The sequence below is a fragment of the Geobacillus sp. TFV-3 genome (genome assembly GCF_009901865.1).
Lineage (GTDB): Bacteria > Bacillota > Bacilli > Bacillales > Anoxybacillaceae > Geobacillus > Geobacillus thermoleovorans_A.
This window is the reverse complement of sequence record NZ_MPSP01000001.1, coordinates 3226130-3243653: the sequence shown is the minus strand read 5'-3', so window position 1 is coordinate 3243653 and position 17524 is coordinate 3226130. Positions and strand designations below refer to the sequence as shown.

Genomic DNA, 17524 nt, shown 5'->3' with positions numbered 1-17524 from the left:
ATACATACGGAAGAGGAGAGTTGACCCATGGGAAAAGTGTACGTCTTTGATCATCCGCTCATCCAGCATAAATTGACCTACATCCGCGACAAGAATACGGGCACGAAAGAATTTCGCGAGCTTGTCGATGAGGTGGCGACGTTGATGGCGTTTGAAATTACACGCGATCTGCCGCTTGAGGAAGTCGAGATCGAAACCCCCGTCAGCAAAGCCAGAGCGAAAGTGATAGCTGGAAAAAAACTGGGCGTCATTCCAATTTTGCGCGCCGGCATCGGCATGGTTGACGGCATCCTGAAGCTCATCCCGGCGGCGAAAGTCGGCCATATCGGCTTGTACCGCGATCCCCAAACATTAAAGCCGGTTGAATATTACGTCAAGCTGCCGAGCGATGTCGAAGAGCGCGACTTTATCATCGTCGACCCGATGCTTGCAACCGGCGGATCAGCGGTGGCGGCGATCGATGCGCTGAAAAAGCGGGGGGCGAAAAGCATTAAATTTATGTGCCTGATCGCAGCGCCGGAAGGAGTCAAAGCGGTGGAAACGGCCCACCCGGACGTGGACATTTACATCGCCGCCCTTGATGAACGACTGAACGACCACGGTTATATTGTCCCTGGTCTCGGCGACGCCGGCGACCGGCTGTTTGGCACAAAATAACCGTTGCAAAGCGCCCCGCGCCGCGCGGGGCTCACATTCTATCGAGCGGGCGGAGAAGATGCCTTGTCCATGCGTCAGTTAAGCGTTTGCATCGACTAGGCTGGGGCTGAAAGATGGCGCTGAGAAACCGCTTCGTTTGCAAGACCAAGTATACAGGATAATGAGAAGGAAAATAGGCTAAAAATAAAATATATCATTATACATCATCATTGTGAGAGGAAAATGAGAAATTGTCACAAATTATTAATATTTGCCCTATGTGAATGAGGTTTTGCGTGGAAACACATTGACATTGACCAGGCCGTATTGTATCCTTTACAAGGGGTAGATTGAGAAGGTTTTCATTATGTTAAAGGGTGTGTTGGCATGTCCCCAAAACAGCGCCACCCGTTTCAAGCCATGGCATTGATGTCCGCCATCGTCTCCCAACTTGTCGGTTCCATTTTGGTCGGCGTTTTCGGAGGGAGATGGATCGATGATCGGTTTGGCACCGAGCCGATCTTTTTGATCATCGGCCTCTTGCTCGGACTGGCGGCCGGCGTGTATGCCATGTTGCGCTTGATCCGCCAATATTCCTCTGAGGAGTAATAAAATGGGAAGTCTTCAAGCGATGTTTTGGCGGCAAGTTCGGTACATATTGTATTTGCTCGCCATCTATACGCTCGGCTTTGGATTTACGCCGTATAAAACCGTTTTTCTCAGCTTGATTCTCGGCACATCGATCAGCCTCCTCATGGTTTGGAACTTGACTTGGAAAATCGAAAAATTTGGACAAGCGGTAGCGGCGCGGAAAAAAGTGCGCACATTAGGCACCTTGTCGCGTTTGGCGCTTGCCGCATTGACCGCTGTTATTGTTCTGACGCATCCGCAACATTTCGATATCGTGCCAACCGTTTTGGGATTAATGACATCCTACATTGTCATTATAATAGATTTCTTCTTTCACAAATGGAAAAACGACAAGCTGTAGGCATGAAAGCGAGGTGAGAGAGGATGGAGCATAAAGCGCCGCTTGTCGAATTTTTAGGCCTTACGTTTAATTTATCAGATATGTTGATGATTACGATCACGAGCTTAATCGTGTTCATCATTGCTGTTGCGGCTACTCGCTCGCTTCAGTTGCGCCCGACGGGAATGCAAAATTTTATGGAGTGGGTCTTTGATTTTGTCAGAGGCATCATCAACAGCACGATGGATTGGCAAACGGGCGGCCGCTTTTTGACGCTGGGCGTCACGCTCATCATGTATGTATTTGTGGCCAATATGCTTGGACTGCCATTTTCCGTCCATGTCAACGGCGAACTTTGGTGGAAATCGCCGACCGCGGATGCGACCGTTACGTTGACGCTGGCGGTGATGGTCGTCGCCCTCACCCACTATTATGGCGTCAAAATGAAAGGAGCGTCCGAATATTTGCGCGATTACACCCGTCCAGTCGCCTGGTTGTTCCCTCTTAAAATCATTGAAGAGTTTGCCAACACATTGACGCTTGGTTTGCGTCTTTTCGGGAACATTTACGCTGGAGAAATTTTGCTTGGCTTGCTCGCCAGCCTTGGCACGCATTACGGTGTGCTTGGCGCTGTTGGCGCAGCCGTCCCGATGATGGTGTGGCAAGCGTTCAGCATTTTTGTCGGCTCTATTCAGGCGTTCATTTTTACAATGCTGACCATGGTTTATATGGCTCATAAGGTCAGTCATGACCATTGAGCATTCCTTTCATAGTAAGACTTGTGAAACATTACTTTAACATTGCGAAGGAGGAACTATCAACATGAGTTTGGGTGTACTTGCAGCTGCGATTGCGGTAGGTTTGGGGGCGTTAGGCGCCGGCATCGGCAACGGGTTAATCGTCAGCCGTACCATCGAAGGGATTGCCCGTCAACCGGAATTGCGTCCCGTTTTGCAAACGACGATGTTCATCGGGGTTGCGTTGGTTGAGGCGCTTCCGATCATCGGTGTCGTCTTCTCGTTCATTTACTTAGGTCGATAAGAAATCGATAATGGAAAGTGATGGCGAAGTTCGTGTCAACGATCACCTTCGCCATTCCTTTATGTGCAATTTTGCGAGATCGCCTTGGTGCGACAGCTGTCGAAAGGAGTGAAACGCGGTGTTGTGGAAGGCAAACGTATGGGTGCTCGGCGAAGCGGCGCATGGCATCAGCGGCGGCACGATTATTTACCAATTGCTGATGTTCATCATTTTGCTGGCCTTGTTGCGCAAATTCGCTTGGCAGCCGTTAATGAATATCATGAAACAACGTGAAGAACATATCGCGAACGAAATTGACCAAGCGGAAAAACGCCGTCAAGAAGCAGAAAAACTTCTTGAAGAACAGCGCGAACTGATGAAGCAGTCGCGCCAAGAAGCGCAAGCGCTCATTGAAAACGCGCGCAAGCTGGCTGAAGAGCAGAAAGAACAAATTGTCGCCTCGGCCCGTGCGGAAGCGGAACGGGTGAAAGAAGCGGCGAAAAAAGAAATCGAGCGTGAAAAAGAACAGGCGATGGCGGCGCTCCGTGAACAAGTGGCCTCGTTGTCTGTCTTGATCGCTTCAAAAGTGATTGAAAAAGAGCTGACCGAGCAAGATCAACGCAAGCTGATTGAAGCGTACATCAAAGACGTTGAAGAGGTAGGAGGAGCGCGATGAACCAAGAAGTGATCGCCAAACGGTATGCATCGGCTTTGTTCCGAATCGCGCTCGAACAAGGGCAGCTTGACCGAATCGAAGAGGACGTTCGCGCCGTGCGCCAGGCGTTGGCGGAAAACGGCGAGTTTTTATCGCTTCTTTCGTATCCGAAACTTTCCTTCGATCAGAAAAAAGCGCTCATCCGTGAAGCATTCGCCGGTGTGTCCACCCCGGTGCAAAACACGCTTCTCCTTCTTCTTGAGCGCCATCGTTTCGGCCTTGTGCCTGAGCTGGCGGAACAATTTCTCGCCCTCGTCGACGATGCGCGCGGCATTGCCAAGGCGGTCGCCTATTCGGCGCGGCCGTTGACGGATGAAGAACTGCGGGCGCTTTCCGACGTCTTTGCTCAAAAAGTCGGCAAACAGACGCTTGAGATTGAAAATATCATCGATCCGGACCTCATCGGCGGCGTGAAGCTGCGCATCGGCAACCGCATTTACGATGGCAGCGTCAGCGGGCAGCTTGAACGGATTCGGCGGCAGCTGATCGGCTAACATTTGAAGACAGGGGTGAAAGGCATGAGCATTCGAGCGGAAGAAATCAGCGCGCTCATTAAGCAGCAGATCGAAAACTATGAATCGCAAATCCAAGTGAGCGACGTCGGCACCGTCATCCAAGTCGGCGACGGGATCGCGCGCGCTCATGGGCTCGACAACGTCATGTCCGGCGAGCTCGTCGAGTTTGCCAACGGCGTGATGGGCATGGCGTTGAACTTGGAAGAAAACAACGTCGGTATCGTTATTTTAGGACCGTACACCGGCATTAAAGAAGGAGACGAAGTGCGCCGCACAGGCCGGATCATGGAAGTGCCTGTTGGGGAAGCGCTCATCGGCCGCGTCGTCAACCCGCTCGGCCAGCCGGTTGACGGATTAGGGCCGGTGGAAACGACGGAGACGCGCCCGATCGAAAGCCCGGCGCCGGGCGTTATGGACCGGAGATCGGTTCATGAGCCGCTGCAAACCGGGATTAAAGCGATCGACGCGCTCGTGCCGATCGGCCGCGGCCAGCGCGAGCTCATCATCGGCGACCGGCAAACGGGGAAAACGTCTGTCGCCATTGACACAATCATCAACCAAAAAGGTCAAAACATGATTTGTATTTACGTCGCCATCGGGCAAAAAGAATCGACGGTCCGCACCGTTGTGGAAACACTCCGCAAACACGGCGCGCTCGACTATACGATCGTCGTCACCGCTTCGGCTTCGCAGCCGGCTCCGCTTTTGTTCTTGGCGCCGTATGCGGGTGTGACGATGGGCGAGTATTTCATGTATAAAGGTCAACACGTGTTGGTCGTCTATGACGACTTGTCGAAACAAGCCGCGGCATACCGCGAATTGTCGCTCTTGCTTCGCCGTCCGCCGGGTCGTGAAGCGTATCCAGGGGATATTTTCTACTTGCACTCCCGCCTGCTTGAGCGCGCAGCGAAATTGAGCGATGCCAAAGGCGGCGGTTCGTTGACCGCGCTTCCGTTCGTCGAAACGCAAGCGGGCGACATCTCCGCGTACATTCCGACGAACGTCATCTCGATTACGGACGGGCAAATTTTCTTGCAATCGGATTTGTTCTTCTCCGGCGTCCGCCCAGCGATCAACGCAGGGTTGTCCGTTTCGCGCGTCGGTGGGGCGGCGCAAATCAAAGCGATGAAAAAAGTTGCCGGGACGCTCCGTTTGGACTTGGCCGCTTACCGTGAGCTCGAAGCGTTCGCCCAATTCGGCTCCGACCTCGACAAGGCGACGCAAGCGAAACTCGCCCGCGGGGCGCGCACGGTCGAAGTGCTGAAGCAAGATTTGCATCAGCCGATTCCAGTCGAAAAACAAGTATTGATCATCTACGCGTTGACGCGCGGCTTTTTGGATGACATTCCGGTTGAAGATGTACGCCGGTTTGAAAAAGAGTTTTACTTGTGGCTCGACCAAAACGGCCAGCACTTGCTTGAGCACATCCGCACGACGAAAGACCTTCCGAACGAGGAAGATATCAACAAAGCGATCGAAGCGTTCAAGAAAACGTTTGTCGTTTCACAATAAGGCCGGCGGGGGCATATCGCCCCCTCTCGCCTGTTAGAACCCGTGCAGCAAAAAGGTGGTGAAACCTTTGGCATCGTTACGCGATATTAAAACGCGCATCAACGCGACGAAGAAGACGAGCCAAATTACAAAAGCGATGGAAATGGTCTCGACGTCGAAGCTGAACCGCGCGGAGCAAAACGCGAAATCGTTCGTTCCATATATGGAAAAAATCCAAGAAGTCGTGGCCAATGTGGCGCTTGGCGCCGGGGGTGCTTCGCATCCGATGCTCGTTTCGCGTCCGGTGAAAAAGACCGGGTATCTTGTGATCACGTCGGATCGCGGTCTGGCTGGCGCGTACAACAGCAACGTGCTGCGCCTCGTGTACCAAACGATCCAAAAACGCCATGCTTCTCCGGACGAATATGCGATCATCGTCATCGGCCGCGTCGGGTTGAGCTTTTTCCGCAAGCGGAACATGCCCGTCATTCTCGATATTACCCGCTTGCCGGATCAGCCGTCGTTTGCCGATATTAAAGAAATCGCCCGCCAAACGGTGGGGTTATTCGCCGATGGTACGTTTGACGAGCTGTATATGTATTACAACCATTACGTGAGCGCGATCCAGCAAGAGGTGACGGAACGGAAGCTTCTGCCGCTCACCGACTTGGCGGAGAATAAGCAACGAACGGTGTACGAATTTGAACCGTCGCAAGAAGAAATTTTGGACGTCTTATTGCCGCAGTATGCGGAAAGCCTCATTTACGGCGCATTGCTCGATGCAAAAGCAAGCGAACACGCCGCCCGCATGACGGCGATGAAGAACGCAACGGACAATGCGAACGAGCTCATTCGCACATTGACGCTTTCCTACAACCGCGCTCGCCAAGCGGCGATTACGCAAGAGATTACGGAAATTGTCGCCGGAGCAAACGCCTTGCAATAGCGGACTAGCAAGTTAGGAGGGAAAACGATGACAAGAGGACGCGTTATCCAAGTCATGGGTCCGGTTGTAGACGTCAAGTTCGAAAACGGCCACTTGCCGGCGATCTACAACGCCCTGAAAATTCAACATAAAGCGCGCAACGAAAACGAAGTCGACATCGACTTGACATTGGAAGTCGCCTTGCATCTTGGCGACGATACGGTACGGACGATCGCGATGGCGTCCACAGACGGCCTTATCCGCGGCATGGAAGTCATCGACACCGGTGCGCCGATTTCGGTGCCGGTCGGCGAAGTGACGCTTGGCCGCGTGTTCAACGTCTTAGGCGAGCCGATCGACTTGGAAGGCGACATTCCGGCTGACGCCCGCCGCGACCCGATTCACCGTCCGGCGCCAAAATTCGAAGAACTGGCGACCGAAGTCGAAATTTTGGAAACGGGAATTAAAGTCGTTGACTTGCTCGCGCCGTACATTAAAGGTGGAAAAATCGGCCTATTCGGCGGCGCTGGGGTAGGGAAAACGGTCTTGATCCAAGAGCTGATCCACAACATCGCTCAAGAGCACGGCGGGATTTCCGTCTTCGCTGGCGTCGGCGAACGGACGCGTGAAGGAAACGACTTGTATCATGAGATGAAAGATTCCGGCGTCATCAGCAAAACAGCCATGGTGTTCGGACAAATGAACGAGCCGCCGGGCGCCCGGATGCGCGTCGCGTTGACCGGCTTGACGATGGCCGAATACTTCCGCGATGAGCAAGGTCAAGACGTGTTGCTCTTTATCGACAACATTTTCCGCTTCACGCAGGCCGGTTCGGAAGTATCGGCGCTGTTAGGCCGCATGCCGTCAGCCGTTGGTTACCAACCGACACTGGCGACGGAGATGGGTCAATTGCAAGAGCGAATCACGTCGACGGCGAAAGGCTCGATCACCTCGATCCAAGCGATTTACGTCCCGGCCGACGACTATACGGACCCGGCTCCGGCAACGACGTTCTCGCACTTGGATGCGACGACGAACTTGGAGCGGAAGCTCGCGGAGATGGGGATTTATCCGGCCGTTGACCCGCTCGCCTCGACATCGCGTGCATTGGCGCCGGAAATCGTCGGCGAGGAGCACTACCAAGTCGCCCGCAAAGTGCAGCAAACGCTGCAACGTTATAAAGAATTGCAAGACATCATCGCTATCTTAGGGATGGACGAACTGTCGGATGAAGACAAACTCGTCGTTCACCGCGCCCGCCGCATCCAGTTCTTCTTGTCGCAAAACTTCCACGTGGCGGAGCAGTTCACAGGCCAACCGGGCTCCTACGTGCCGGTGAAAGAAACGGTGCGCGGCTTTAAAGAAATTTTGGAAGGCAAATACGACCATCTTCCGGAAGATGCGTTCCGCTTAGTCGGCCGCATTGAAGAAGTCGTTGAAAAAGCGAAAGCGATGGGTGTCGAAGTGTGACCCGGGATAGGGGGATTGGACCATGAAAACGATCCACGTGAGCGTCGTCACGCCTGATGGCCCGGTGTACGAAGACGATGTTGAGATGGTCAGCGTCAAAGCGAAGAGCGGTGAGCTCGGCATTTTGCCGGGGCACATTCCGCTTGTCGCTCCGCTCGAGATCAGCGCGGCCCGGCTGAAAAAAGACGGCAAAACGCAATACATTGCCGTCAGCGGCGGCTTTTTGGAAGTCCGCCCGGACAAAGTGACGATTTTGGCTCAAGCTGCTGAACGGGCGGAAGACATTGACGTCCTGCGCGCCAAAGCAGCGAAAGAGCGGGCGGAGCGCCGCCTGCAAAGCCAGCAGGATGACATCGACTTCAAGCGGGCCGAACTGGCGTTAAAACGCGCCATGAACCGTTTGAACGTTGCCGAAATGAAGTAAAAAGCAGGGGAGTTTTTCCTCTGCTTTTTTTGATGAAAACCGAAGAATCATCTGTCAAGGAGAGGGCAAACGCTCTCTCTTTTTTCGTTCTTTTTGAAGGACGATCAAGGAATCAGCCGGTGCTAAGAGGAAGCGCTTGAGAGGGGGGAAAATGTTCCGTCCGGGCTTTTTATCATCTTAAACCGAGAGCCCCCCACTTCCACGAGTGAACGTCAGTGCAGGATGAATCGGAGTCCTCCCATCTCTAAGCGTGAGCGTAGGTGGGAGAGCATTCAAAATGTAGATGCGAATGATACGGCAGACCGGGCGGCTTTAGCCACGACTGAACCGCGTCGTTCGCTGTTTCCTAGCATTCCGTCGTTTCAACAAATTTGAAGCGCTTACATTAATGGATACGGTGTTGACAGTGTTAATTTGAAGTTTTGCTGACACAGCTGGATATAAATGTTATAATGAAATCGAAGGAATTATTGAAAAATTCCATCATTAACACCATACGTATGTAGTAAATCGAAAGGGGGCGAGCTCGGTGAGCAACATCTATGCAAACAGTTATTTGATCATCTTCGTCTTCCTTTGCCTCGGTGTGCTGTTGCCGATCGGGGCGCTCACGGCCGGACGATTGCTGCGGCCGCACGTGCCGAGTGATGCAAAGGCGACAACGTATGAAAGCGGTAACAATCCCTTTCACGACTCGCGCGTTCAGTTCCAAGTTCGGTACTACTTATTTGCCTTGCTGTTTGTCATTTTCGATATTGAGACGGTGTTTTTGTACCCGTGGGCTGTTGTCTATGACCAACTCGGTTTGTTCGCGTTGGTGGAAATGATCATTTTCATCGTTTTGCTTGCCATTGGCCTTATCTATGCTTGGAAAAAGAAGGTGTTACGATGGATGTGAAATGGGAAGGATTTTCCAAAACTGAAATGGAAGAGGTAAAGCGAAACGTCTTTTTGACGACGTTCGAACAGTTGAAAGGATGGGCCCGAAGCAGTTCGCTTTGGCCGTTGACGTTCGGCCTTGCCTGTTGCGCCATCGAGATGATGGCAGTCGGCGGCGCTCATTACGACCTCGACCGGTTCGGCTCGTTTTTCCGCGCCTCGCCGCGGCAGGCGGACGTCATGATCGTCTCGGGCACGGTGACGAAAAAAATGGCGCCGCTCTTGCGCCGATTGTATGACCAAATGCCCGAACCGAAATGGGTCATTGCCATGGGTTCTTGCGCGACAGCCGGCGGCCCGTACATCAAATCGTACAGCGTCGTTAAAGGCGTGGATCAGATCGTTCCGGTTGACGTGTACATACCGGGCTGTCCGCCGAATCCGGCAGCGCTCATCTACGGCATTCATAAATTGAAAGAAAAAATCCGCTTGGAAGCCAAAACGGGGAAGAAGGTGCTGTAATCGATGGGTGAGGAAAAAGATTTGGCCCAGCAAAAAAAGGAAGCGGCCGAGCGGGCAAAACAGCTGGCGCGTGAACGGCTTGCGGCTAGGCAGGCAGATGAACAGGCCAAGTCAACCGCCGAAACGGGCAGTTTGAACTCCCATCTAAACTCAAATGACAGCCAGATCGAAACAACGAAAGGAGAGGCAGCAAAATCAGCATCGGCTGACGATCTGGCCTTGGCCAAAAAACGAGCGGCGGAGGAAGCGCGGGCGGCGGAATTGCGGAAGCAACGCGAGGCGGCAGCCGCGGGAGGTGGAGCGAAGGACGATCTTGAGCTGGCAAAGAAAAAGGCAGCCGCGGCAGCGAAGGCGAGAGCCGCTGCATTAGCTAAACAAAAAGCGGTGGAAGCGTCCGGCAACGATGACGAACTGGCCAAGCAAAAAGCGGCCGCCGCGGCGAAAGCGAAAGCCGCGGCCGCGGCAAAAGCGCGGGCGGCGGCCTTGGCGAAGCAACAAGGCGGCGCTGACGATGAGGGAGCGAAACAAAAAGCGGCAGCGGCCGCCCGGGCGAAGGCCGAAGAAACTGATGGAGGGACCGGACGGTCTGCCGCCCCGTCGCCGAACGATCCGCTGCTTGAGAAATATGTCCGCGTCATTCATGAGCATCTCGGGCCGGATGTGCTTGAGGACGCGTACATCAATCGGCTCGCGAAAGACATGCCGACGCTTGTCGTGAAAAAAGAGGCGTACTACCAAGTCGCTGAGTTGTTAAAAGGCCATGAACAACTTCAGTTTGATTACCTATCCGAGCTGCACGGCACCGATTTTCAGACCCATATGGAAGTGTACGTCCATTTGTACTCATACCCGAACCGGCAGCCGGTGGCGCTGAAAGTCAAAATCGAGCGCGACAATCCGGAAATTGATTCGCTCGTTCCCCTTTGGCCTGGGGCGAACTGGCCGGAGTGCGAAGCGTACGATTTGCTTGGCATCCGTTTCCGCGGCCACCCGAACTTGATCCGCATCTTCCTGGGCGAACAATGGGTCGGGCATCCGCTGCGCAAAGATTACGAGCCGTATGATGCGGAGGTGTAGATGATGCTGCGCACAGAGGAAATGATTTTGAACGTCGGCCCTCAACACCCGAGCACGCACGGGGTGTTCCGCCTCATTTTAAAAATTGACGGCGAGATCATTCAAGAAGCGACGCCGGTCATCGGCTATTTGCACCGTGGAACGGAAAAGATCGCCGAAGGGCTGCAATATACGCAAATCATCCCGTACACCGACCGGATGGACTACTTGTCGGCGATGACGAACAACTACGTGCTTTGCCATGCGGTCGAAACGATGATGGGCATTGAAGTGCCGGAGCGGGCTGAATATTTGCGCGTTCTCGCCATGGAGCTCGGGCGGATCGCCAGCCACCTCGTCTGGTGGGGGACGTACTTGCTTGACCTTGGCGCGACGAGCCCGTTTTTGTACGCGTTCCGCGAACGGGAAATGATTATTAATCTATTAAATGAGCTGTCTGGAGCGCGGTTGACGTTCAACTATATGCGCATCGGCGGCGTCAAATGGGATGCGCCGGACGGTTGGATTGACAAAGTGAAGCAGTTTGTTCCGTACATGCGGGAGAAACTTCACGGCTATCATGAGCTTGTCACTGGCAATGAAATTTTCCGCCAGCGCGTCGCCGGCGTCGGGCGGTATACGAAAGAAGAGGCGATCAGCTATTCGCTGAGCGGCGTCAACTTGCGGTCGACCGGCGTCAAATGGGATTTGCGCAAAGACGAACCGTATTCGATCTATGACCGCTTTGATTTTGACGTGCCGGTGCGCGACAGCGGCGACTGCCTCGCCCGCTATGAATGCCGAATGGCGGAAATCGAACAGTCGCTCCGCATCATCGAGCAGGCGTGCGAGCAATTTCCGCCTGAGGGGCCGATCATGGGAAAAGTGCCCCGCATCATTAAAGCGCCGCCTGGAGAGACGTTCGTCCGCATCGAAGCGCCGCGCGGCGAGATTGGCTGCTATATTGCGAGCGACGGAAAAAAGGAGCCGTACCGCCTCAAATTCCGGCGCCCGTCGTTTTACAACTTGCAAATACTCCCGAAGCTGCTCAAAGGAGAAAACTTAGCCAATGTCATCGCCATTTTGGGGTCGATTGACATTGTGCTAGGGGAGGTCGACGGATGATGGAGCAATGGCTTGAATCCACGCCAAGCTGGTCGAACATCGCCCTGTTTTTCGGGCTTGGGGCGCTGTTGTTGGCGGTCGTGCTCGCTTTTGTTACGTACGCCATTTTGGCCGAACGGAAAGTGATGGGGTTTATGCAAGGGCGCATCGGCCCGAACCAAGTCGGCGGCCGCTTCGGGCTATTGCAAACCGTCGCGGACGTATTGAAGCTGTTGTTGAAAGAAGACACGATCCCAAAAGCGGCCGACCGTCCGCTCTACGTGCTGGCGCCGATCATCGCCTTTACGCCGTCGTTTATGGTGTTGGCAGTGCTGCCGTTTACCGATGCGTTCCGGTTCGCCGATATCGGCGTCGGCCTGCTGTATTATATTGCTGTCTCCGGCTTGACGACCGTCGGCGTTGTCGCCGCCGGTTGGGCGTCAAACAACAAATACGCTCTGCTTGGCGGCATGCGCGCGGCGGCGCAAATGATTTCCTATGAGATTCCGCTCGTCATGTCGGCGCTTGGCGTCGTGCTTTTGGCTGGAAGCATGAATTTGGTCGACATCGTTGCGGCGCAAAAAGACGTCTGGTTCATTTTCGCCCAACCTCTGGCGTTTTTGATCTTCTTCATTGCCGCGGTGGCCGAGTTGAACCGGACACCGTTTGACTTGCCGGAGGCGGAGTCCGAGCTGGTCGCGGGGTTCCATGTCGAATATTCCGGGTTCCGTTGGGCGTTCTTTATGCTCGCCGAGTATGTGTACATGTTCGCGATGGCGGCGCTCGTGACGATTTTGTTTCTCGGCGGCTGGCATCCGGTCGCGTTTCTCGGCTGGATTCCTGGGGCTGTCTGGTTTGCGTTGAAGTTTTGTGCGTTCGTTTTCGTCCTCATTTGGTTTCGCGCCACATTTCCGCGCGTGCGCGCCGACCAGCTGATGGAGTTCGCCTGGAAAGTGCTGCTTCCGCTTTCGCTCGTCAATATCGTGTTGACGGCGGTCGTCAAGGCGTGGTTTTTCTAAAGGAACAAAGCAACTTGCCTTGCCAGGAAGGGGCAGCCGCCCATGAGCATGGCCTCCTCCTTCGGACAAAGGTCGTGTCGGAACGCCATTTTCCCATGAGAGGGGTAGACGGATGATCGGGTTGATGAAAGGATTAGCGTATACATTAAAGGAATTGACGCGCGAAAAGGTGACGTACGATTACCCGCACGAACCGCTCCCGCTCCCGGATCGGTTTCGCGGCATCCAAAAGTTTTATCCGGAAAAATGCATCGTGTGCAACCAGTGTGTCAACATTTGCCCGACCGAATGCATCCAGCTGACCGGGAAAAAGCACCCGGACCCGGCGAAAAAAGGGAAAGTGATTGAGACGTACAACATCAACTTTGAAATTTGCATTTTATGCGATTTGTGCACGGAAGTGTGCCCGACGGAAGCGATTGTCATGACGAACAACTTTGAGCTCGCCGAATACAGCCGCGACGCTCTGTATAAAGATTTGGCCTGGCTGGATGAAAACGATACGAACATAAGAAGGGAGAATAAGCCGTGAGCGGAACAGACATCGCCTTTTTCTTGCTTGCCCTCGCGGCGATTGCGGGCGGGGTGACAATGCTCCAGCTGACGAACGTCGTCCACATGGTCGTCGCTCTTGTCATGACGTTTTTAGGCATTGCCGGGCTGTACGTGCTGTTGTCCGCTGAATTCGTCGCTGTCGTGCAAGTGCTCATTTATTCCGGAGCCATCACGATCATCATGCTGTTTGCCATCATGCTGACGCGCCATCATAGAGATGAGAAGGAGCGCCAAACGACTGGCGGCGTCTGGCATAAAACGGTTGCCGCCATCTCCGTCATCGCCTTCGGCCTTGCCGTCTACTTCGGCATCCGCCGGCTCGACTTTGGCGCTGACGGCAGCGCGCTTTCGGACGACAACGCTAAAGCGATCGGCAAGTTGCTTTACTCGTATTATACGATTCCGTTTGAAATCGTGTCCGTCATTTTGCTTGTCGCTTTAATTGGCGCGATCGTGCTGGCGAAAAAAGACGGCAAGGGGGCAGGAGATCCATGACACTATCGGCTTATTTGGCGCTTTCCCTCATCTTATTTTGCATCGGGCTGTACGGAGCGCTCACGAAGCGGAATACGGTCATTGTGCTCATCTGCATTGAGCTGATGTTGAATGCGGTCAACATCAATTTCGTCGCGTTTGCCAAATACGGCGCCCATCCCAGCGTTCACGGGCACGTGTTCGCGCTGTTTGCGATCGCTGTGGCGGCGGCGGAAGCGGCTGTCGGTTTAGCCGCGCTCATCGCTTTTTACCGCAGCCGGAAGACGGTTCAAGTCGATGAAGCGAATTCGTTGAAACATTAGAGAAGGGGATGGGAACGATGATGAACCTAGCTTGGGTTGTGCCGCTGTTCCCGCTTGGTTCGTTCATTCTGTTGCTGCTGTTCGGACGGAGATGGAAACAAGCAAGCGCCTATGTCGGCATCGCCGCGACGTTGTTATCTTTGCTTTTGGCGCTCGCCGTGCTTGCGGACCGTCTCGGCGGGTCGACGTATGAGGCGAATTGGACATGGATGACGATAGGCGGCGTGACGTTGACGGTCGGGATTTCCGTCACCGCGCTAAACGCTTGGATGCTTGTCGTCGTCGCGCTGGTCAGCTGGCTCGTTCATGTGTATTCGCAAGGGTACATGGTTGGAGATGAGCGGTTTTCGACGTTTTATGCGTACTTAGGGTTGTTTACGTTTGCAATGCTCGGTCTTGTGCTGTCGCCGAATTTGCTGCAGGCGTACATCTTTTGGGAGCTCGTCGGGCTCGGGTCGTTTTTGCTGATCGGTTTTTACTTCTATAAGGAAGAAGCAAAAGCGGCGGCCAAAAAAGCGTTCATCATGACACGCATCGGCGATGTTGGCTTTTTCATCGGCATGATGTTGCTCTTTTGGCAAACGCACAGCTTTGATTACGATGACATTTTCCGCGCCGTCGGCGACGGCACGCTGTCGCCGGGGATGACGACGCTTGCGGCCATCTCGATTTTCATCGGCGCCATCGGCAAATCGGGGCAATTTCCGCTCCATACATGGCTTCCGGACGCGATGGAAGGCCCGACGCCAGTGTCGGCGCTCATCCACGCCGCGACGATGGTGGCGGCTGGGGTGTATCTTGTGGCGGCCTTGTTTCCGCTGTATGAAGCAAGCCGTATAGCCATGATGACCGTGGCGACGATCGGCGGGGTGACGGCCATTTTCGCTGCGACGATCGGCTTGGTGCAGACGGACATTAAGCGCGTCCTCGCCTATTCGACGGTCAGCCAGCTCGGCTATATGATGTTGGCGCTGGGCGCGGGCAGCTATGTCGCGGCCATCTTCCATTTGACGACGCACGCCTTCTTTAAAGCGCTCCTCTTTTTGGCCGCCGGGAGCGTCATCCATGCCGTGCGTACGCAAAACATCGAGGAAATGGGAGGGCTTTGGCGGCGGCTGCCATGGACCGCGCCGCTATTCCTCATCGGGGCGCTGTCGATCAGCGGGGTGCCGCTGTTTGCCGGTTTTTTCAGCAAGGACGAAATTTTGGCCGCCGCCTGGACGAACGGGCCGCGCCTCCTCTTTTGGCTCGCGGCCGCTGCCGCGCTGTTGACGTCGTTTTATATGTTCCGGCTCTTTTTCCTCGTCTTTGCCGGCAAAGCGCGGCATCATGAGGATGCTCATGAAGCACCGGCTTCGATGGTGGCGCCAATGCTTGTGCTCGGCGTGCTGTCGATTGCATCCGGATACATGCAAACGCCGTGGTTTGGCTCGTTCCTTGGCGAATGGTTGACAGATGGAGCGTATCGTCATGAAGCGGCGCCGGGATGGATCGCCGTTATGGCCACCGCCTTGTCGCTCGCCGGGATTCTTCTTGCTTGGCTGATGTACGGGAAGCGGACCGTGCCGCGCGATTGGCTGTCCGCCCGCGTTCCGTATATCGATGAGCTGTTGCGCCGCTGCTACTATATCGATGACATCTACCGTTTGACGGTTGTGGCGCTCGTGTCATTCATCAGCCGCCTGTTGGCGTATGTCGACCGCTTCCTTGTTGAAGGGCTCGCCCGGCTTGCCGCCGGCATCGTTGGCGCGGCTGCTTCGGCTGGGTCGCGCGGGCAAAACGGGCAGGCGCAGACGTATGGGGCGGTGACGGTGGCCGGATTGGCGATTTTGGTCGTCATTTTCGCCTTGACAGGGGGGGCTGGCTATGATGTTTTTGTCGCTGCTCGTCTTTTCGCCGCTGTTGGGCATCGTGTTGCTGATGTTTGTCCGCAAAACGGATGAACGAATGATTCAATGGCTCGGAACAGCTGCCACCTTGCCGCCGCTCATTTTGGCGTTGTTCGCTTTCATCCAGTCTGGACGCGGGTTTCGCCTCGAGCGGCTCGATGAAGCGCGGGACTGGGTGCGGCTTACTGACCTGCCGTTTTTGACGGACGCGGCGTATGTGATCCGCTATGAGCTCGGCATCGACGGGCTGTCGCTTGTCTTTATCGTTCTGACCGCGGCGTTGTCGACGTTGGCCGCTTTGGCGTCGATGCTTGTCAAAACGGAGAAAAAAGGGTATTTTCTCTGGCTGTTGGCGCTTGAGATTGGCATGCTCGGCGTATTTTCCGCCGCCAATTTCGTTTGGTTTTTCCTCTTCTTAGAAGTGACGTTGGTCGCCATGTTTTTTCTCGTCGGCAAGTGGGGCGGGTTTGAGCGCGAGCGGGCGGCGTACAGCTACTTGTTGTACAACGGGCTCGGATCGGCTTTGTTGCTTGTCGTGATCGCGGTGTTGCTTGGCCGAACTGGAACAGCGAACTTTGCCTTGCTTCATGAAATGTTACATAATCCAGCGGCGGAAGGGCAACTGATTGCGCCGCTGACGGAGGAAGGGCGTCGCTGGCTGGTCGGCGGGCTGCTGTTGGCATTTGCCGTCAAGCTGCCGTCTGTTCCGTTCCACCGCTGGCTCATCCGCGTCCACGTCGAAGCGCCGCCGCCGGTGGTGATGCTTCATGCCGGGGTGTTGCTGAAAATCGCAGCGTATGGGATGATTCGCTTCGGGGTCGGCTTGTTTCCGGACGAGTTCCGCTCGTTTGCCGGCGTTCTTGCTCTATTTGGCGTCATCAACGTGCTGTACGGCGCGCTGTTGGCGCTTCGCCAGCGCGAACTGAAGCGCGTGCTCGCCTACTCGAGCGTGTCGCATATGGGGGTTGTGCTCATCGGCCTCGGCGCGTTGAATGAGGCCGGCATTCAAGGAGCGGTCTTTCAATCGGTCGCTCACGGTCTCATCTCGGCCTTGTCGTTTTTGCTTGTCGGCGTTCTCGTTCATCGAATCGGAACAACGGACATCCACCGGCTTGGGGGACTGACGAAAGCGATGCCGCTCTTTTCGGGGTATTTGCTCACAGCGGCGCTCGCTTTGCTCGGTCTGCCGGGGCTGGCGGGATTTGTTGGTGAATTCACGTCGTTTCTCGGGCTGTTTCAAACGAAGCCGGCTCTTGCCGCCGTAGGGGCGCTGGGATTGATTTTGGCTGCCGCCTACTCGCTCAAGGCTGTTCTTGACATCACATTCGGCCGCGGCCGTAAAGAGGCGGTCATGGGTTCAAGATTGGAGGCGGGGGAGATTGAGGCGCATCGGGCTGCCGTCGACTTGCGAGGGAAAGAAGCGGCGCCGGCGTTCATCCTCGTCGCGTTGATCGTGGTCGTCGGCGTCTATCCGCAGCTATTGGCCGCGCCGCTTGCGGCCGTCGTAGAGACGATGATGAACGGGCTAGGAGGGTGA

At 54.9% G+C, this 17524-nt stretch carries 20 protein-coding genes and 1 pseudogene; all 21 read left to right on the top strand.

Translation table 11 applies throughout. The features are described from left to right. Window positions 1–27: 27 nt before the first annotated feature. A complete protein-coding gene (gene upp / locus BJQ97_RS16465; RefSeq protein WP_011232835.1) occupies window positions 28–657 on the top strand; it encodes a uracil phosphoribosyltransferase in 630 nt (209 codons plus the stop codon). A gap of 366 nt (window positions 658–1023) precedes the next feature. Then, the gene (locus BJQ97_RS16460; RefSeq protein ID WP_160157402.1) at window positions 1024–1245 is read left to right on the top strand and encodes an AtpZ/AtpI family protein; all 222 of its coding nucleotides are present in this window, start codon (window positions 1024–1026) and stop codon (window positions 1243–1245) included. 4 nt (window positions 1246–1249) lie between these two features. After that, complete coding sequence (locus tag BJQ97_RS16455) at window positions 1250–1627, top strand: ATP synthase subunit I (protein WP_160157401.1); 378 nt, start codon at window positions 1250–1252, stop codon at window positions 1625–1627. A gap of 23 nt (window positions 1628–1650) precedes the next feature. Then, window positions 1651–2364, top strand: coding sequence for a F0F1 ATP synthase subunit A (gene atpB / locus BJQ97_RS16450; protein ID WP_160157400.1), 714 nt, complete (start codon window positions 1651–1653; stop codon window positions 2362–2364). Window positions 2365–2428: 64 nt separating this feature from the next. Then, window positions 2429–2647, top strand: coding sequence for a F0F1 ATP synthase subunit C (gene atpE, locus BJQ97_RS16445; protein ID WP_011232830.1), 219 nt, complete (start codon window positions 2429–2431; stop codon window positions 2645–2647). Between the two features lie 121 nt (window positions 2648–2768). After that, on the top strand, window positions 2769–3302 hold the full coding sequence (locus tag BJQ97_RS16440) for a F0F1 ATP synthase subunit B (protein ID WP_197072005.1): 534 nt from the start codon (window positions 2769–2771) through the stop codon (window positions 3300–3302). Continuing rightward, a complete protein-coding gene (locus BJQ97_RS16435; protein ID WP_160157399.1) occupies window positions 3299–3835 on the top strand; it encodes a F0F1 ATP synthase subunit delta in 537 nt (178 codons plus the stop codon). Before BJQ97_RS16440 ends, BJQ97_RS16435 begins: the two co-directional genes overlap by 4 nt. 24 nt (window positions 3836–3859) lie before the next feature. Beyond that, entirely contained in the window at window positions 3860–5368 is a 1509-nt protein-coding gene (gene atpA / locus BJQ97_RS16430; RefSeq protein ID WP_160157398.1) for a F0F1 ATP synthase subunit alpha, read from the top strand. Window positions 5369–5435: 67 nt separating this feature from the next. After that, the gene (gene atpG / locus BJQ97_RS16425; RefSeq protein WP_160157397.1) at window positions 5436–6293 is read left to right on the top strand and encodes an ATP synthase F1 subunit gamma; all 858 of its coding nucleotides are present in this window, start codon (window positions 5436–5438) and stop codon (window positions 6291–6293) included. A 27-nt stretch (window positions 6294–6320) separates the two neighbouring features. Continuing rightward, entirely contained in the window at window positions 6321–7742 is a 1422-nt protein-coding gene (gene atpD, locus BJQ97_RS16420; RefSeq protein ID WP_011232825.1) for a F0F1 ATP synthase subunit beta, read from the top strand. Between the two features lie 22 nt (window positions 7743–7764). Further along, window positions 7765–8166 carry a F0F1 ATP synthase subunit epsilon gene (locus BJQ97_RS16415; RefSeq protein WP_160157396.1) on the top strand — a complete coding sequence of 134 codons (402 nt, stop codon included), beginning with the start codon at window positions 7765–7767 and terminating at the stop codon, window positions 8164–8166. Window positions 8167–8695: 529 nt separating this feature from the next. Next, the gene (locus BJQ97_RS16410) at window positions 8696–9064 is read left to right on the top strand and encodes an NADH-quinone oxidoreductase subunit A (RefSeq protein WP_160157395.1); all 369 of its coding nucleotides are present in this window, start codon (window positions 8696–8698) and stop codon (window positions 9062–9064) included. After that, window positions 9055–9567, top strand: coding sequence for a NuoB/complex I 20 kDa subunit family protein (locus BJQ97_RS16405; protein ID WP_160157394.1), 513 nt, complete (start codon window positions 9055–9057; stop codon window positions 9565–9567). The genes BJQ97_RS16410 and BJQ97_RS16405 overlap by 10 nt, the downstream gene beginning before the upstream one ends. 3 nt (window positions 9568–9570) lie before the next feature. After that, window positions 9571–10644, top strand: coding sequence for an NADH-quinone oxidoreductase subunit C (locus BJQ97_RS16400; protein ID WP_160157393.1), 1074 nt, complete (start codon window positions 9571–9573; stop codon window positions 10642–10644). A 3-nt stretch (window positions 10645–10647) separates the two neighbouring features. Next, window positions 10648–11748, top strand: coding sequence for an NADH-quinone oxidoreductase subunit D (locus tag BJQ97_RS16395; RefSeq protein WP_160157650.1), 1101 nt, complete (start codon window positions 10648–10650; stop codon window positions 11746–11748). After that, complete coding sequence (nuoH, locus tag BJQ97_RS16390; protein ID WP_160157392.1) at window positions 11745–12746, top strand: NADH-quinone oxidoreductase subunit NuoH; 1002 nt, start codon at window positions 11745–11747, stop codon at window positions 12744–12746. The genes BJQ97_RS16395 and nuoH overlap by 4 nt, the downstream gene beginning before the upstream one ends. Before the next feature lie 112 nt (window positions 12747–12858). Further along, a complete protein-coding gene (nuoI, locus tag BJQ97_RS16385; protein WP_044732821.1) occupies window positions 12859–13278 on the top strand; it encodes an NADH-quinone oxidoreductase subunit NuoI in 420 nt (139 codons plus the stop codon). Further along, window positions 13275–13796, top strand: coding sequence for an NADH-quinone oxidoreductase subunit J (locus BJQ97_RS16380; protein WP_160157391.1), 522 nt, complete (start codon window positions 13275–13277; stop codon window positions 13794–13796). The genes nuoI and BJQ97_RS16380 overlap by 4 nt, the downstream gene beginning before the upstream one ends. Further along, entirely contained in the window at window positions 13793–14098 is a 306-nt protein-coding gene (nuoK, locus tag BJQ97_RS16375) for an NADH-quinone oxidoreductase subunit NuoK (RefSeq protein ID WP_160157390.1), read from the top strand. Before BJQ97_RS16380 ends, nuoK begins: the two co-directional genes overlap by 4 nt. A gap of 17 nt (window positions 14099–14115) precedes the next feature. Beyond that, window positions 14116–15957: pseudogene (nuoL, locus tag BJQ97_RS16370) on the top strand (NADH-quinone oxidoreductase subunit L); the annotation flags it as partial. A gap of 7 nt (window positions 15958–15964) precedes the next feature. After that, entirely contained in the window at window positions 15965–17524 is a 1560-nt protein-coding gene (locus BJQ97_RS16365; protein ID WP_160157389.1) for an NADH-quinone oxidoreductase subunit M, read from the top strand.